The organism is Krasilnikovia sp. M28-CT-15 (assembly GCF_047159595.1).
Lineage (GTDB): Bacteria > Actinomycetota > Actinomycetes > Mycobacteriales > Micromonosporaceae > Actinoplanes.
The window spans coordinates 3,559,588-3,575,964 of record NZ_BAAGAK010000001.1 but is presented as its reverse complement, the minus strand read 5'-3'; the positions used below and the strand labels follow the sequence as shown (position 1 = coordinate 3,575,964).

At 73.5% G+C, this 16,377-nt stretch carries 16 protein-coding genes; 3 read left to right on the top strand and 13 right to left on the bottom strand.

Annotated elements, in window-relative coordinates; all coding sequences use genetic code 11:
- The first annotated feature begins 24 nt into the window (after nt 1–24).
- The gene (locus tag ACMCNO_RS16545; RefSeq protein ID WP_412750335.1) at nt 25–309 is read left to right on the top strand and encodes a peptidoglycan-binding protein; all 285 of its coding nucleotides are present in this window, start codon (nt 25–27) and stop codon (nt 307–309) included.
- 91 nt (nt 310–400) lie between these two features.
- Here ACMCNO_RS16545 and ACMCNO_RS16540 read toward each other — a convergent pair whose 3' ends face one another.
- The 11 genes from ACMCNO_RS16540 to ACMCNO_RS16490 form a co-directional block, all read right to left on the bottom strand.
- A complete protein-coding gene (locus tag ACMCNO_RS16540; RefSeq protein WP_412750334.1) occupies nt 401–958 on the bottom strand; it encodes a MerR family transcriptional regulator in 558 nt (185 codons plus the stop codon).
- 133 nt (nt 959–1,091) lie between these two features.
- Nucleotides 1,092–1,556 (bottom strand): bifunctional nuclease family protein, encoded by a 465-nt coding sequence (locus tag ACMCNO_RS16535; RefSeq protein ID WP_412750333.1) that lies wholly within the window; start codon nt 1,554–1,556, stop codon nt 1,092–1,094.
- Between the two features lie 172 nt (nt 1,557–1,728).
- A complete protein-coding gene (locus ACMCNO_RS16530; RefSeq protein WP_412753718.1) occupies nt 1,729–2,412 on the bottom strand; it encodes a MerR family transcriptional regulator in 684 nt (227 codons plus the stop codon).
- A gap of 65 nt (nt 2,413–2,477) precedes the next feature.
- Nucleotides 2,478–2,930: an FHA domain-containing protein gene (locus ACMCNO_RS16525; protein ID WP_067499957.1), complete on the bottom strand. Its 453-nt coding sequence runs from the start codon at nt 2,928–2,930 to the stop codon at nt 2,478–2,480.
- Between the two features lie 221 nt (nt 2,931–3,151).
- Entirely contained in the window at nt 3,152–3,532 is a 381-nt protein-coding gene (gcvH, locus tag ACMCNO_RS16520; RefSeq protein ID WP_412750332.1) for a glycine cleavage system protein GcvH, read from the bottom strand.
- Between the two features lie 43 nt (nt 3,533–3,575).
- Nucleotides 3,576–4,505 (bottom strand): DUF881 domain-containing protein, encoded by a 930-nt coding sequence (locus ACMCNO_RS16515; protein WP_412753717.1) that lies wholly within the window; start codon nt 4,503–4,505, stop codon nt 3,576–3,578.
- 312 nt (nt 4,506–4,817) lie between these two features.
- Nucleotides 4,818–5,150 carry a small basic family protein gene (locus ACMCNO_RS16510; protein WP_412750331.1) on the bottom strand — a complete coding sequence of 111 codons (333 nt, stop codon included), beginning with the start codon at nt 5,148–5,150 and terminating at the stop codon, nt 4,818–4,820.
- Nucleotides 5,147–6,061, bottom strand: coding sequence for a DUF881 domain-containing protein (locus tag ACMCNO_RS16505; RefSeq protein ID WP_412750330.1), 915 nt, complete (start codon nt 6,059–6,061; stop codon nt 5,147–5,149). Before ACMCNO_RS16505 ends, ACMCNO_RS16510 begins: the two co-directional genes overlap by 4 nt.
- Nucleotides 6,058–6,687 carry a CDP-alcohol phosphatidyltransferase family protein gene (locus ACMCNO_RS16500; RefSeq protein ID WP_412750329.1) on the bottom strand — a complete coding sequence of 210 codons (630 nt, stop codon included), beginning with the start codon at nt 6,685–6,687 and terminating at the stop codon, nt 6,058–6,060. Before ACMCNO_RS16500 ends, ACMCNO_RS16505 begins: the two co-directional genes overlap by 4 nt.
- A 112-nt stretch (nt 6,688–6,799) precedes the next feature.
- A complete protein-coding gene (locus ACMCNO_RS16495; protein ID WP_412750328.1) occupies nt 6,800–8,776 on the bottom strand; it encodes a vWA domain-containing protein in 1,977 nt (658 codons plus the stop codon).
- A 2-nt stretch (nt 8,777–8,778) separates the two neighbouring features.
- Complete coding sequence (locus ACMCNO_RS16490; RefSeq protein ID WP_412750327.1) at nt 8,779–10,200, bottom strand: sigma 54-interacting transcriptional regulator; 1,422 nt, start codon at nt 10,198–10,200, stop codon at nt 8,779–8,781.
- A gap of 70 nt (nt 10,201–10,270) precedes the next feature.
- On the opposite strand from ACMCNO_RS16490, the gene ACMCNO_RS16485 reads away from it, so the two are divergent.
- Entirely contained in the window at nt 10,271–11,905 is a 1,635-nt protein-coding gene (locus ACMCNO_RS16485; RefSeq protein ID WP_412750326.1) for an ABC-F family ATP-binding cassette domain-containing protein, read from the top strand.
- A gap of 57 nt (nt 11,906–11,962) precedes the next feature.
- Here ACMCNO_RS16485 and ACMCNO_RS16480 read toward each other — a convergent pair whose 3' ends face one another.
- Nucleotides 11,963–13,585: a family 10 glycosylhydrolase gene (locus ACMCNO_RS16480; protein ID WP_412750325.1), complete on the bottom strand. Its 1,623-nt coding sequence runs from the start codon at nt 13,583–13,585 to the stop codon at nt 11,963–11,965.
- Nucleotides 13,586–13,730: 145 nt separating this feature from the next.
- Between ACMCNO_RS16480 and ACMCNO_RS16475 the strand changes: the two genes are divergently transcribed.
- The gene (locus ACMCNO_RS16475) at nt 13,731–14,702 is read left to right on the top strand and encodes an NAD(P)/FAD-dependent oxidoreductase (protein ID WP_412750324.1); all 972 of its coding nucleotides are present in this window, start codon (nt 13,731–13,733) and stop codon (nt 14,700–14,702) included.
- Nucleotides 14,703–14,720: 18 nt separating this feature from the next.
- On the opposite strand, the gene ACMCNO_RS16470 is transcribed toward ACMCNO_RS16475, so the two are convergent.
- Nucleotides 14,721–16,328: a methyl-accepting chemotaxis protein gene (locus ACMCNO_RS16470; protein ID WP_412750323.1), complete on the bottom strand. Its 1,608-nt coding sequence runs from the start codon at nt 16,326–16,328 to the stop codon at nt 14,721–14,723.
- Between the last annotated feature and the right edge of the window lie 49 nt (nt 16,329–16,377).

Below are 16,377 nucleotides of genomic sequence, written 5' to 3'. Positions count from 1 at the left end.
AACACCGCGTCCGGGAGGTTCGCAATGTCCGCACGAGGAATGCTCAGCGTGGTCGGCACGGCGGTCGGCGGGTTGATCGGCTGGCCCGCCGACCAGCCACCGCCTGCCGACCCGGCCGCACTGCGCGATCTGTTCGGGGACCTCGGCGTCGCCGTCGGGCCCGCCGAGCGGGACCTGACCGCGGCCGTACAGTCCTTTCAGGCCCGCTCGGGCCTCGCCGAGGACGGGGTGGCCGGGCCACGCACCGTGCACCGCCTGGTCCGCTCCGCGGCACAGGCCCGGGACCTGCGTCGGTTCCGCGCCGCCTGAGCCTCGTGATGCCGCGCCCCGTTGCGCCGAGGACCGGATGCGGTGCATTCCCGCCCGGTCTGCGCGGCTCCCGCCGTACGGAAAATCGGTGTCAGCCGACGCGGCGGCGGGCCCGCCGGGCGGCGAGTTCGTCGCCCGCCGCCGGCTCGGCGGGCACGGCCGCGCCCACCGGCTGCGGCGCGCTGGCCGGCTCGGCCGGCAGGTGCGACAGCGATCCCTGGATCTCCTTGAAGGCGCCGCCGATGGCGATGCCGAACACGCCCTGGCCGCCCTGCAGCAGGTCCACGACCTCCTCCGGCGAACGGCACTCGTAGACGGTCGTGCCGTCGGAGATCAGCGTGATGCCGGCCAGATCATCGACGCCACGCGAGCGCAGCGTCTCGATCGCCTTGCGGATGTTCTGCAGCGACACCCCGGCGTCGAGCAGCCGCTTCACGACCTTCAAGACGACCAGGTCACGGAACGAGTAGAGCCGCTGTGTGCCGGAGCCGGACGCGTCGCGGATGCTGGGCACGACCAGCGCGGTCCGCGCCCAGTAGTCGAGCTGCCGGTAGCTGATGCCCACCGCGTGGCAGGCCGTGACACCGCGATAGCCGACGTCGCCGTCCTCGCCGACCCGGGGGCCCTCGAGAGGATCTGACTCGTGCACGCGACTACCTCCCCGCTGCGCGGCCACCTCATCTGGATGCCTTGAGCGTATATCGCACCGGGCTGGCGAACAGGGAGGTAATGCCGCGACACGCCGCGTGTGGGCGACGAAACCTGTGGTGACCGTCGATGGGTCAGCCCGCGAAGTCCTCCGGCCGGACCTGGTCGAGGAACTCGCGGAATTTCTCCACCTCGTCCTCCTGCTCGTCCGGGATGACGATGCCGGCCTCGGTCAGCACCTGCTCCGCGCACCGGATCGGCGCGCCGACCCGCAGCGCCAGCGCGATCGAGTCGCTGGGCCGCGCCGATACCCGCAGGTTCTCGCCGATCAGCAGGTCGGCGTAGAAGACGTTCTCCTTCAGCTCCGTGATCTCCACGGCCTTCAGCGGCGCCTGCAGCGCCGCGAGAATGTCCCGCAGCAGGTCATGGGTCAACGGCCGGGCCGGTTTGACGCCCTGCTGCTCGTACGCGATGGCGGTCGCCTCCACCGCGCCGATCCAGATCGGCAGATACCGATCACCGTCGACCTCCCTGAGCAGGACGATCGGCTGGTTGCTGGGCAGCTCCACCCGAACCCCGACCACGCTCAGCTCGCGCACCGCCCGCCTCCGTGTCGCTGTCGTCGCCGCCCCAAATGGCCACCCGAGGCGGCCTTCAGGCTGTTTCCCGCGCCCTCACCTGCACGGTACACGGCGCTGTCGGGCGTACCCCCACACGCGGTCCGTGTCCGTGCACCACCCCGCAGTACCCCTCGAGCCTACGACGAACCGCTCAGCGGCCGAGCGTCGCGCGCAGCCCGGCCCGCACCAGGGCAGCGTGCAGCCGCTGCGACAGCGCTTGCAGCTCGCGGGCTGTCTCGGCGGCCCGGGCCCGGGCGGCCGGATCATGCTGGCGGACCAGCGGAGCCAGCAGCTGGGTGAACAGGCCCACCTCCCGGTCCGCCGCGACCCGGAACGCGCGCAGATGCCGCAGCTCCAGCCCGTGCCGGGTCAGCCCGACCACAGCCTCGACGATGACCACGGCGTCGCCGTCGAACCACCCCGGGGGCCGGGACTGCACCAGACCCAGCCGTTCCAGCTCGGCAAGCAGATCATCGGCGACCCCGGTGCGCGCGACCAGGTCAGCGCGGGAGACCCGCACGTCGCCGGTCTCGACCGGCACGTCACCCTCGGGGCCGACCGCCACCAGCGCGGGCCGCCCGGCGGCCGGCAGCTCGCCCTCTCCCCGCTCCAGGGCCTCCAGCTGCTCGCGGATCACCCGTAGCGGCAGATACTGGTCGCGCTGGGCGGTGAGCACGAACCGCAGGCGGGCCACGTCGTGCCACGAGTACTTGCGATACCCGGAGGCGGTGCGCTGGGGATCGACCAGCCCCTCCGCCTCCAGGAAGCGCAGCTTCGAGATCGTCGTGTCCGGGAACTCCGTGCGCAGGTGGGCCAGCACCTCCCCGATGCTCATCAGCGCGCCGTCCCGGGCGCCCTGCTCATGGGCACCCGGGTCGCGCGCGGCCGCCCCGGACGGGTTCACGCCCCGCCGCCCTCACCCTCCGGCCGGGGGCCGGCGATGAACACCAGGCGGAACTTGCCGATCTGCACCTCGTCGCCGTTGCTGAGCGTGGCCGACTCGACCCGCTCCCGGTTGACGTAGGTGCCGTTGAGCGAGCCCACGTCGCGCACCGTGAAGGTGCCGCCGTCGCGGTGGAACTCCGCGTGGCGGCGCGACACGGTCACGTCGTCGAGGAAGATGTCGCTGTCGGGATGCCTGCCGCTGGTCGTCACGTCGTGGTCCAGCAGGAACCGCGCCCCCGCGTTCGGGCCACGGCGCACCACCAGCAGCGCCATGCCGGGCGGCAGCGAACCGGACATCCGGCTCGGCACCACATCGGTCTCAGGACCCTCGAGCACCTCGTCGAGGGCGCCGAGGTTGAGCGTGGACGTGACGTCGAGCGGGGGAAACTCGTCGTCTGGGCGCGTCATCGGACCACCTCACGGATCTGGTCGGTCGCCGCCCGCGGACACAAGGGGTGAGCGGAACCGGACACGACGCCCGGAGCGCGGCACCCCCCGCCGCTGCCCGGAGGCTCCAGACGGACGACTATCGGTTGCGAATGAATAACGGTCTACTTCATGTGCTCCGCGAGCCTAGTCAGCGCGAAAAAGCGCGGCAACCGGACGCGCGGAGTGTGTGATACGCCGTGTCAGCCCTCAGTGAGCGAACGGTAGGCGGCGGCGTCCAGCAGGCCCTGAAGCGAATCCGGATCTTCCGGCGCAATCTCCACCAGCCAGCCGGCCGCGTACGGCTCGGCATTGATCAGTTCCGGTTCGTCGGCCAGGGTCGCGTTGCGCGACACGATCGTCCCGGATATTGGCGCGTAGATCTCCGAGACGCTCTTGGTCGACTCGATCTCGCCGAGCGAGTCGCCCGTGCGCACCGCCGTGCCCTCCTCGGGCAGCTGCACGTACACGATGTCGCCGAGCGCGTCCTGCGCGAAGTGGGTGATGCCCACCCGCACCGGTCCGCTCCCGTCGCCCGCCACCCACTCGTGCTCGGACGTGTACCGCAGGTCCTCAGGAATCACAGTTCCTCCGTTGTCACAACCCGGCGAATCGCTCCGCGCCCGCTCAGGAGACCGGACGCGCGTACTGCAGACTGGTGGCCTTACGCACCGCGGTCACCTCGACCATGGCGCGTTGCTCCATGGTCACGCTACCGCCGGCGCCCTCCACGGACGCGACCACCCCACCGGGGATCTGCAACGCGGTCTGCATCGTCTGCGGCACCCCGATCACCGACAACGTGTACGGCCCGGTGAGCCGTTCCCCGTCGGCCACGATGCCGCCGCCGCTGGAGTCCACGAAGTAGCTCGACGCCACGATGCGTACGGGCGCGCCGCCCGACCCGGCCAGCTCCATCACCTCGCCGCCCGCGCCGCGCAGCTCCTGCACCGCGTTGAGGATCGCGGACGCCTTGACGTCCTTGCCCCGCGGATCGATCGTGATCCGCAGGCCGGGCCCGCGTCCCGGCAGGGTGCCCGCCAGCAGGCCCAGCTCATCCGCACGCTTGTCGGCCTCCGCCAGGGCCGCCTGCCGGCCCGCCACGCCGGAGGTGAGCTGGCGCTGGCTCTGCTCCAGCCCGTTGATCTCCGCCTGCAGGCGGGTGTCGCGGGCTTCCAGGTCGGACAGGATGCGCACGAGGTCCTCCTGGCGTGCGGTGGCCAGGCCCTCGTCGCCGCCGTTGCTGCGCAACTGCACGACCAGCGTGAAGCCGAACAGCGCCAGCAGCACCCAGATCAGCGCGCCCGCGGACGACACCCGCCGCCACGGCGCCGGCTGACCGAGGGGCGCCGCTGCGGTGGTGGCCAGGCCCTCGTCGCCAGGCTCCCCGGGGCCGCCCTCAGCGCCGGTCCGGACGGGGCCCGGCTCTCCCGTGTCCACCGCTGCACCGGTCACCGGCCCGCCGGACTCCCCCGGCACATCGGCTCGGGCCGGGATCGATTCCGGCTCCCCTGGTTCAGAGGCCGCCCGGTCGGCTACCACCGGATCGGGTGACAGCCCGGCCGGCTCCGCCCCCGACGCGGCGGTCGGCGCCGGGACGGCCGCCTCGCCACCCGGGACGTCCGGCGCGGCCACCGTCGGCCCGTCGTCCGCCGTGCCGGGCCGCTGCGCGTCGTGCGCCGTGACCACGGTCGCCTCGTCGTCCGGCGCGACGGCGGCCGGCTCATCGCGCGGGGTCACCACCGTGGCATCGTCGTCCGGCGCGACGGCCGTCGGCTCATCGCGCGATGTCACCACCGTGGCATCGTCGTCGCGCCCGGCGTCCGGGTCGCCCGGGCGTGGTTCGCGCTGCTCACTCATCGCCGGTCCTCAGGCCCGGAACAGGTGGCGACGGATCGCCGCCACGTTGCCGAAGATCCGTACGCCGAGCACGACCACCACGCCGGTGGAGAGCTGGCCGCCCACGCCCAGCTGGTCACCCAGGTAGACGATCAGCCCGGCCACCACCACGTTGGCGATGAACGACACCACGAACTGCTTGTCGTCGAAGATGCCGTCCAGCTTCGCCCGGACGCCCCCGAACACGGCGTCCAGCGCCGCCACCACGGCGATGGGCAGATACGGCTGCAGGCCCGGCGGCACCGTCGGGTGCAGCACGATGCCGAGGACCACACCGGCGGCCAGGGCGAGTACGGCGATCATCGGCCGCCTTTCGTGGGGGTGCCGGCCGGCGGGGGCGTGTCCGGGCCGGGGGACGGGGGGCCACCGGAGGACGGTGGGGTCGACGGCTCCGCCACCCGCAGCTTCAGCTCGGTGGCCGCGTCGAGGGTCACGTCGTGCACGTCGGTCGCGTCGAAACGCATGCCGTACCGGGCGGCCAGCTCGCGGAAGAAGCGCCCAGCGTAGCCGTCCCGGAAGTCGTCAGCCAGCGAGTCGGGCCCGATCGCCACCACCTCGTACGGCGACGCGACCGGCCGGAAGTCCACCAGGATCGCCTCGCCCGCCTGCCGGATCGTGGAGGTGGCGGTGAGCCGCTGGCCGTTGATCGCAATCGCCTCCGCCCCGGCCGCCCACAACGCGTTCGCGGCGAGTTGCAGGTCGCTGTCGCGGACCCGGGCGTCGCTCGACTGCTTGCCGGTCACCGGGTTGACCGAGGTGGGCCCGTCGCCGATTGTGATCTTGGTGCCGGGGCCGCGGACCGGGGCCAGCCCGGTCGCCGCCTCCAGGTCGCGCAGCCGCGCCACGGCCGCGCCACCGAGTTCACGTTCCCGCAGCGCCGCGACCTCGGCACGCAGCTCGTCCGCGCGATTCTGCAGGGCGACCGTGCCGCCGCGCCGGTGCTGCACCTGCTGGGCCAGGGCGGCCCGCGCCTTGGTGCGGCCGGGCTCGTCCGCCACGGTCTGCTGGTACGCCACGACCAGCAGGAAGCCGACCCCGATCAAGGTGAGCGCACTGACCGCGCTGATCACCCGCCGCCGCGGGGCGCTGCGCGGGCCCTCGCGCGCCCGGCGGGCCGCCGCGTCGGCATAGCCCGGATCGAGCGGGTTGCGGAACAGCTCGGTCAGGAAATCCGGGGTGAAGGTCCGGCGCTCGCCGCCGGGGGGCGAGGTCATCCCGTGGCCGTCCCGGCCCGCGTGGCGCGGTCCGCCCGCAGCACGGCGGCGGTCTGGATCAGGTAGAGCGCGGCCGCGGCCCAGTACAGGCCCAGCGCCCACCAGGCCAGGCCCCAGCCGATCGGCCCGGCCACGGCGGCGGTGGACGGGACCGCGTGCGCCAGCAGCAGCACCGGGAACGCGCCCAGCAACACGAAGGTGCCGGTCTTGCCCACGTAGTGCACCGGCGGCGGCCCGTAGCCGTGGCGGCGCAGCACCAGCAGCGCCACCCCCAGCACCGCCTCGCGGGCCAGCAGCGCGACCGTCAGCCACCACGGCACGACCTCGCGGACGGTGAAGCCGATCAGTGTGGCGAGGATGTACAGCCGGTCCGCGAACGGGTCGAGCAGCTCGCCCAGGCGGCTGACCGAGCCCATGCGCCGGGCCACGTACCCGTCGACCCAGTCGGTGGTGCCGCCCAGCGCGAGCACCACGAGCGCCGCGACGTCGGCGTGCGGGACGAGCAGCAGGTAGAGGAAGAGCGGCACGCCGAGCAGGCGCGCGAAGCTGATGACGTTCGGAATCGTCCAGATCCGGTCGGAGGCGACCGGTGGGCGCGGGGCGACGGGCGCAGGCTGCTGCGGCATCGCGACTCCCTCTCCCCCGCTGGCCGGTCAACGCGCAGCAACTATAACCAGGCCCGTGGCGGTCCCTTCACCACCGGTTGCGCCACGCACACCGCGCGTCCGTCCTAGGACCCTAGCTCCCGGCGGGGCGGCGGCCCCGGCGGGCCCGGACGTAGTCGTCGACCACGTACCGGCCGAGGTCGGCGACGTCCGGGCTGAACACCCGGCCGCCGCTGCGCTGGGCCACCGCGTCCACGAAGCGGCGCAGCGACGGGTCCTCGCCCAGCATGAACACGTTCAGGGTGGCGCCGTACCGGGTCAGGTGGTCCACCTCCTCGACCGTCGCCCGGACCGTCTCCGGCAGCGGCGGCCAGGAGAAGTACGCCTCGCCGTCGTCCTCCAGGTGGGCGGTGGGCTCGCCGTCCGTCACCACCAGCACCACCGGCTCCGAGCCGGGGTGGCGGCGCAGGTGCCGGCCGGCCAGCTTCAGAGCGTGCTGGAGGTTGGTGCCCTGCACCATGTCCGGTTCGATCGCGGCCAGCTCGCCCTGCGAGAGGGTCAGCGCATACCGGCCGAAGCCGATGATCTGCAGCGAGTCCTGCGGGAACTGCGTGGCCACCAGGTGCGACAGCGCCAGCGCGGTCTGCTTCATCGGGCCCCACCGGCCGTCCGCGAACATCGAGTAGGACAGGTCGACGCACAGCGCCACCACCGCCGAGGCGCGCCGCTCCGTCTCGGCCACCTCGAAGTCCTCGGGATGCAGCCGGACCGGCAGGGTGGCGGTGGACCCCTCGGCGGCCCGGCGGCGGACCGCGTTGCCGATCGTGCGCACGACGTCGATCGGCTGCTCGTCACCGAAGTGCCAGCGCCGCGACGAACCGACCAGGTCCCCGGCCGCGCCCGCGTCGCGCAGGTCGTGCTCGCCGCGGCGGCGCCCGGCCAGCTCGGCGAACACCCGGGCCAGGGCGGTACGCCCGAGCCGGCGCAGCGCCTTGGGCGACAGGGTCAGGCCGTCGGTGCCGCGGGTCACCCAGCCCTGCCGGCGCAGCTCCCGTTCCAGCTCGCGCAGCCGCCGTACGTCGTCGGCGGCCGAGCGCCCCAGCCGGCGCTCCACCGCTTCGACGTCGACGTCGTCCAAGGTCGCGCCGGGATGCTCCTGCCCCAGCTGGTCCAGCAGGTCGTCCAGCTCGGCCAGCTCGCCCAGGGCGGCCGTGGCGTCGCCGTACCCGAGATCGTCGGAGCCGCGCATCCGCTCGCCGCGCCCCCACGCCAGCGCGGGGCGCAGCGCCCGCAGGTGGTCGGTCAGCTCGGCCAGCTGAGCGCGCAGCGGGCCGTCGCCGAGCGCCTGGTCGATCAGCTCACCCAGCTCCTGCCGCTGCTGGGGGCTCAGCGAACGCAGCAGCTGCTCCGCTGCCGCGGCCCGGCGGGCCAGCTCGTCGATCAGGTCCTCGACGGTCTCCGGGCGCTCCGGGAAGAACTCGCCGTGCCGGTTCATGAACTCGGCGAACGCGTCCTGGGTGTCCTCGCCCCGGGCGTGCCGGTCCAGCAGGTCGTTGAGGTCGCGCAGCATCTCGGCGACCGCCGCGTCCGTGGCCGGGTCGCGCCCGCGCAGCGCGTCGCGCATGCCCGCGAACCGCTGTTCCACCACCTCGCGGCGCAGCCCGTCGAGGATCTGCTGGTACATGGCCCGGGCCTCGTCGCTGGCCCACTCGTATTCCGACAGCTCCCGCACCGCCTGGGCGGTGGAGCGGGGCAGGGCGTCCAGCACCGCCTCGTTGAACCGGGCCGCCTCGTCGTCGCGGCCCCGCAGCTCGTCGCGTTCGGCCGCCACCGCCTGGTCGAGCAGGGCCTGGGCGCCGGTCACGGCGCCGTCGAGGTTGCCCCGGCGCAGCGCCTCCCGGCGCATCCGGCGGGCGCGGGCCCGCAGGTCGTCCAGGCCCCGGCCGTCGCGGGGGCCGCGGCGCACCAGGTCACGCAGCGCGTCCCGCAGGCTCTCCCCGGCCAGCACCCGCTCGCCGACCTCGTCGACCGCGGCCCGCACGTCGTACGGCGGGGCGAGCGGGTCCGGCCCCTCGCGCCACGCGCCGTACCGGAACCGGTTGCTTCTCATGATCAGTTCCCGTAGAGGGTGCGGCCGTCGTCGGTCAGTTCCTTGGCCAGCCGCCGGGTCAGGTGCAGCCCTTCGAGGACGAACTCGATGCCGGAGGCCGCCTGACCGGGGCTGGGCGCGTCGCCGAGGCCGAGCCGGTCCAGCACCTTGGCCAGGCCGGGCACCGTGCCGATCTGGGCCAGCAGCTCCGCCGCGGACACCAGCTCGCCGGTCTCGATGATCGCGCCCTCGGCGACCAGGTCGGTGAAGCCGGACAGGTCCAGCCCGGCCAGCCGGTCCCGGAACGTCTCCGCGGTGGCCACCCGCAGCAGGTGGGCCAGCACCTCGGTCTCCCGGCCCTCCTCGCCGCTGTCGAACTCGACCTTGCCGCGCAGCGTGGAGGTCACCGAGATGGTGTCGCAGACCCGGGCGACGGGCTCGTCGTCGCGCAGCCCCGCCCGGCGCAGCGCCGAGGCGGCGACCGTCTCGGCCGCGGCGATCGCGAAGCGGGCCGACACGCCGGAGCGGGCGTCCACCGCAGGGGATTCGCGGACGGCGCGGGTATAGCGGGCCAGCACGTCGACGAGGTGGTCGGGCACCTCCGCGCTCAGCGCCGCCTCCTGGCGGATCAGCGCCGTCTCCAGCTCCAGGTCGAGCGGGTAGTGGGTACGGATCTCCGCGCCGAACCGGTCCTTGAGCGGGGTGATGATCCGCCCCCGGTTGGTGTAGTCCTCCGGGTTGGCGCTGGCCACCAGCAGCAGATCCAGGGGCAGCCGCAGCTGGTAGCCGCGAACCTGGATGTCGCGTTCCTCCAGCACGTTGAGCAGCGACACCTGGATGCGCTCGGCCAGGTCGGGCAGCTCGTTGACCGCGAAGATGCCGCGGTTGGTGCGCGGCACGAGTCCGAAGTGGATGGTGTCCGGGTCGCCCAGTGCCCGCCCCTCGGCCACCTTGATCGGGTCGACGTCGCCGATCAGGTCGCCGACGCTGGTGTCGGGGGTGGCCAGCTTCTCGCCGTACCGCTGGGAGCGGTGCAGCCAGGCCACCGGCAGCAGGTCGCCAAGCTCGGCGGCCAGCCGCCGAGACGCCGGGGTCACCGGATCGTACGGGTGTTCGCGCAGCTCGGAACCCTCGATCATCGGGGTCCACTCGTCGAACAGGCCGACCAGGCTGCGGATCAGCCGGGTCTTGCCCTGGCCCCGCTCCCCGAGCAGGACCATGTCGTGCCCGGCCAGCAGTGCCCGTTCGACCTCCGGCAGCACGGTGTCGTCGTAGCCGACGATGCCGGGGAACCGGGGTTCGCCGGAGCGCAGCCGGGCCAGCAGGTTGTCGCGCAACTCCTGCTTGACGGTACGGAATTCGTGGCCGGTGGCGCGTAGCTCACCGACGGTCCGCGGCAGGTGGGTGGGTGTTTCGGGGACGAGCGGCGTGAAAGCAGCAGTCACCGTACGAACGCTACCTCGCGAACCGGGCGATCCCGCAGTGCTGACGGGTGCCGGATACGATCGGGCCGCTATGAGCGCCACCATGATCGCCCGGGATCTCGCCGCGGGGCACGGCGACCGCACCCTGTTCACGGGGCTCGACCTGGTGGTCGCGCCCGGCGACGTGATCGGGTTGGTCGGCGTCAACGGCGCCGGAAAAACGACCCTACTTCGTACCCTCGCGGGCCTGCTGAGCGTCGAGTCCGGCTCGGTGTCGCTGAGCCCACCCACGGCGACGGTCGGCTACCTGCCGCAGGAGCGGGAGCGCCGCCCCGGCGAGACGGTCCACGACTTCCTGGCCCGGCGCACCGGGGTGGGCCCCGCCCACGCGGCGATGGAGGCGGCGGCCGAGGCGATGGCGGCGGGGGTGGCGGCCGCGTACGACGGCTACGACGAGGCGCTGCAGCGCTGGCTGGCGCTGGGCGGCGCGGACTTCGAGGAACGCGCCCTCGCGGTCGCCGACGAGATCGGGCTCGGAGTGGCTCCCACGCACCCGATGACCGCGCTGTCCGGCGGCCAGGCGGCCCGCGCCCAGATGGCGTCGCTGCTGCTCAGCCGGTACGACGTGTTCCTGCTCGACGAGCCCACCAACGACCTGGACCTGGACGGCCTGGCCCGGCTGGAGAAGTTCGTCACCGGGCTGCGCGCGGGCACCCTGCTGGTCAGCCACGACCGCGAGTTCCTGGCCCGCACGGCGACCGCGGTGCTGGAACTCGACCTGCACCAGCAGCAGGTCAACCTGTTCGGCGGCGGGTACGAGGCGTACCTGCAGGAGCGGGAGCGGGCCCGGCGGCACGCCCGCGAGGAGTACGACGAGTACGCCGAGCGCAAGGAGGGCCTGCTGGAGCGGGCCCGCACCCAGCGCGCCTGGATGGAGAAGGGCGTGCGCAACGCGCGCCGCAAGGCCACCGACAACGACAAGAACATCAAGCACTTCCGGGGTGAGACCAGCGAGAAGCAGGCGGCCAAGGCACGCCAGACGGAGAAGCTGATCGAGCGCCTGGAGGTGGTCGAGGAGCCGCGCAAGGAGTGGGAGCTGCGGATGGAGATCGCCGCCGCGCCCCGCGCCGGGGCGGTGGTGGCCACCGTGCGCGACGCGGTGGTGCGCCGCGGCGACTTCACCCTCGGGCCGGTGACCTTGCAGATCGACTGGGCGGACCGGGTGGCGATCACGGGCGCCAACGGCTCCGGCAAGTCCACCCTGCTGGCGGCGCTGCTGGGCCGGGTCCCCCTCGACCAGGGCGTGGCCGCGCTGGGCCCCGGTGTGGTCGTGGGCGAGGTCGACCAGGCGCGGGGGCTGTTCCTCGGCGACAGCTCACTGATGGCCGCGTTCGGGGCGGCGGCGCCGGAATTCAAGGACGCGGAGATCCGTACGCTGCTGGCGAAGTTCGGCCTCAGGGCCGCGCACGTGGTGCGGCCCGCGGGAACCCTGTCACCGGGCGAACGGACCCGGGCCGCGCTGGCGCTGCTGCAGGCGCGCGGGGTGAACCTGCTGGTGCTCGACGAGCCGACCAACCACCTGGACCTGCCCGCGATCGAGCAACTGGAGTCGGCGCTGGCGAACTACGCCGGCACGCTGCTGCTGGTCACCCACGACCGGCGGATGCTGGCGGCGGTGCACACCACCCGCCAGTTCACGGTCGCGGACGGCCGCGTCACGGAGTGAGCATCGGTCCGGTCCCGCACCGGCGCGGCACGGAGTGAGCGCGGCGGCCCGGCGCGGTCAGGACGTGATCGCGCCCGGGTTCGACGGCGGGCCCTCGTTCCCGGCCCGGTCCAGCGCGGTCAGGCACCACCTGGTCGCCCGTGCACCGGCTGCGGCATCGCCCGGCAGCGCCTGCGGATCGGCCACCGGCGTCCCCGCCCGGCCGGTGGCCGCCAGCGTTGCCGTGCCGCCGGCCACGCGGTAGAGCGCCCAGCCCACCGGCGCCGCTCCGGGACCGGGCTGCCACGTGAGACTCACCCCGCCGGACGGGATGCGACGGGCCGCGCCCAGGCGTGGCGCGGCCGGTCCGGGGACCACCTGGCGGCTGGCGATCGGAGCCAGGGCGGGCGCGGCGAAGTGGTGGTCGCGGTAGCGGGTGACCGCGCCGAGCCGGTCCGCCCGCACCTGCTTCGCGCTGAAGTGGACACTGCCGTCGACGCCGTACCGGGCAGCGAGGGTCAGCTGCCGGTCGAGCTGGGCGGGGTCGCGCCACGGGCCTTTCTCCCCCACCCGGTAGTCGGCGATCCCGAGGTAGAGCCGCACTCCGGTGCCCTCGACCAGCTTCGCCCACCACGGCAGCACCTTGGCGTAGTCGGCGCGGTCGAAGCCGATCGCCCAGTACAGCTGGGGCACCACGTAGTCCAGCCAGCGTTCGCGGACCCAGCGCCGGGTGTCGGCGTAGATCTCGTCGTAGCTCTGCAGCCCATGCGTGTCCGACCCGGCGGGATCGGTGGCGGCGTTGCGCCAGATCCCGAACGGGCTGATCCCGAACTGGACCCACGGCTTGAGCGCCCGGATGCGTTCGCTCATCTCGCGGACCAGGGTGTCCACGTTCTCGCGCCGCCAGTCGGCCCGGCTCTGCCCCGGGCGGGCCCGCCGCTCGTAGCTCCCGGCGTCCGGGAAGTCCTGGCCCCGCTCCGGGTACGGGTAGAAGAAGTCGTCGAAGTGCACCCCGTCCACGTCGTACCTGGCGACCGCCTCCAGCATGGAATCCTCGACGAAGCGGCGGGCGTCCGGGTTGCCCGGGTCGAAGTACAGCCGCCCGGTGGGACCGCTCGGGTACGCCAGCGCCCAGTCCGGATGCTTGCGCAGCGGGTGCGCCGGGGGCAGCTTCGCGAGATCCGCCCCGGTGCCCGCAGGCGCCGGCTGGCTCCCCCGGTACGGGTTGAACCAGGCGTGGAACTGCAGGTTGCGCGCGTGCGCCTCGGCCACCATGAACGCCATCGGGTCCCAGCCGGGTCCCCGGCCGTCGCGCCGCCCGGTGAGCCACTGCGACCACGGCGCAAACGCCGACGGCCAGAACGCGTCTCCGCTGGGCCGGACGTGCACGAAGACCGCGTTGTGCCGCTGTGCCACCACGAGGTCGAGCCAGGCGCGGTACTCGGCCTTGACCTGGGCCTCGCCGAGCCCGGGACGGCTCGGGAAGTCGATGTTGTTGACCGTGGTGAGCCACATCCCGCGCAGCTGCCGTGGCGCCGCCACCGGCAACCCGGCGCAGGATCCGCCCGCCATGACCGCCATCGGCGCGGCGGCCGACGGCGGGTCCGCGGTGGCCGCGCGCAGCAGCCCGGATCCGATCCCGCCGAGGGCAGCGGCGAGCGCGAGGCCGACGGCGACCACCCGGGCAGGAATACGAGGCACGCACCTAGTGTGCCCGGTCGCACCGGCAGACCCGATGATCAAGGGCGGCCCTGGCGTTTCGTCCCGTTCAGGGTGTGCGGGGCGGCGGCACTCCGGCCGGCCCGGCAGGAGTGCCGTCGATCGGCGCGGCACTAGAGTTCCGCTGGTGGGGGTGATCGTGGTGGGCGCGGGCCTGGCGGGTCTCGCCTGCGCCCGGGAGCTGGACCGGGCCGGAGTGGCCGTACACGTGTTTGATCGTGAGCCGGTCGTCGGCGGCCGGCTGGGGTCCGCGGTGTCCGCCGGGCGCTCCGCGGACGTCGGAGCGGGGTACTTCACCGCGAACGATCCGGCGTTCGTCGAACAGGTACGGACGTGGCTGGCAGCCGGCGTGGCCCGGCCGTGGACCGACACCCTGATGACGTATGACCGGGGCGGGCCGCCGCACGCCTCGACCGGGCCGGTGCGCTTCACCGCGCCGGGCGGGCTGCGCGCCCTCGCCGAGGACCTCGCCGCCGGGCTGGATGTGACGCTGGGGTGCGAGGTGACCGAGCTGCCGCGCGCCGACGCGGTCGTGCTGGCGATGCCCGGCCCCCAGGCGCTGCGGCTGCTCACCCCGGACGCCGCCGCACCGGCAGGCGGCACGGGCGACACGGGCACCGGCACGGACGGCGTCGGACTGGTCGTCGAGGCGGCGCGGCTACAGCGGTGGTCCGCGGTCCTGGCGGTGGTGCTGACGTACCCGGAGCGGAGCTGGCCGTGCTTCCGCGGCGCGTTCGTCAACAACCACCCGGTGCTGGACCGGGTGTTCGACGACGGCGACCGCCGCGGCGACCACGCCCCCGTGCTGGTGGCCCACACGAACGCCGAATTCGCGGCCGTCCACCTGGACCGGCCCGCGGACGCCGGACCCGAGGTGGAACGCGCCACGCGGGAACTGCTCGGCCTGCCCACCCCGGCGACGGCGGTACACGTGCATCCGTGGCGGTACGCCCAACCGGGGGCGCGGCCGGACTCCGCCGAGTTCGTACTCGGGGACGGCGTCGCGCTGGCCGGCGACGCGTTCGGGCGCCCGCGGGTGCAGACGGCGTGGCTGTCCGGCCGCGCCGCGGGTGCCGCGCTGGCGGCCCGGCTGGGCTGACGCCGGGGGCGTCCCGGCTCAGACCCGGAATCCGGCGACCAGCCGTCGCAGCTCGGTGGACAGGTCGGCGAGCTGGGTGGCGGACTGGTTCGCCTGCGCCGAGGCGCCGGTGGTGTCGCGCACCGCGTCGGCGACGTCCGTGATGCTGTCCGCGACCCGGGACCCGGCCAGGGCCGCCTCGGCGACGTTGCGGGTCATCTCGTTGGTCGTCACGGTCTGTTCCTCCACGGCCGAGGCGATCGTGGTCTGGAACTCGTTGATGCTGCCGATGATCGTACTGATCTCCTCGATCGCGCTTACCGCGCCGGTGGTGTCCGACTGGATGGCGGCGATCCGCTGGCTGATGTCCTCGGTGGCCCGGGCGGTCTCCTGGGCCAGGTCCTTGACCTCGCTGGCCACCACGGCGAAGCCCTTGCCGGCGTCACCGGCCCGGGCGGCCTCGATGGTGGCGTTCAGCGCCAGCAGGTTGGTCTGCTCCGCGATATCGGTGATCACCTTGATGACGTTGCCGATCTCCGCAGACGACTCACCGAGCTGGGCCATCACCCCACTCGTGGTGCCGGTGACGTCGACCGCGCGGGCGGCCACCGAGGCGGCCTCGGCCGCGCTGTGCGAGATCTCCCGGATGCTGGCACCCATCTGCTCCGCGCCCGCCGCGACCGTCTGGATGTTGCGCGACATCGCCGCCGCGGCCTCGGCGACCTCGTTGGCCTGCCGGGAGCCGCGGTCCGCGCTGGTGGCGCTGTCGGCGCTGATCCGGGTCAGCTCGTCGGACGAGGTGGTCAGGGTGCCGGCGTGCGTCCCGATGGAGGCGAGCGTGTGGCGCAGGTTGATGGTGGCCCGGCGCAGGGCGGCGGCCATCGCGCCCAGCTCGTCGCGCTGGGTCACGACCGCCTCCTGCGTGAGGTCCCCGTCGGCCACGGCGTCGAGGACGGTCTTGACCTGGCGCAGCGGCGCGGCGATGATCCGCGCCACCCAGAACGCCAGGGCCAGCGCGACCGCGAGCGCGATGACCAGCAGCACCGCCGTACGCATCTTGGTCTGGGTGACCGAGGCGTCGAACTCCTGGCCGGTGACCAGTTCGTCGTTCGCCCGTTTCAGTTCCGCCTGGAACATCCCCGCAATCTTCATGCGCAGCGCCTGGTTCGGACCGAGCGCGGTGGTACGGGCCGCGTCCGGAGCGGTGGCGAACTGGTCGAACTCGGCCCGGACGGCGGCGAACCACTGGTTCACCGCGGCGTTGATGGCCGCCAGCGCCTGCTTCTCCTTGGGATCGTCGGCGTAGCTGCCGGCGGCGGCGAGGAGATTGTTGAGTCCACCCTGGCGGTTGAGAGTGGAGTCCCGGTACTTCGGGTCCCCCTTGATCAGGAAGGTCCGCTCGTCGGCCACCGCACCCGACGCGGCCAGGGCGGCGTTGTTGAGGTTCGTGATGTACGGCACCTCGCGCTTGACCTCATCGGACCGGGTGGCCTTGAGCTGGTTGATGCCGACCAGGCTGACCAGGCCCACGGCGAGCATGCCGACGATCGGTACCGCGACCGCGGTCAGCACCTTGCCGCCCACGCGCAGGTCCGCGAACCACCGCAACGGCGCGAGCCGGCGGCCGTCCGATGCGGCACGAGCCATGGGGACCTCGCAGACCTGCCGGATGTGGCATCGTCGGATGTGACATCGG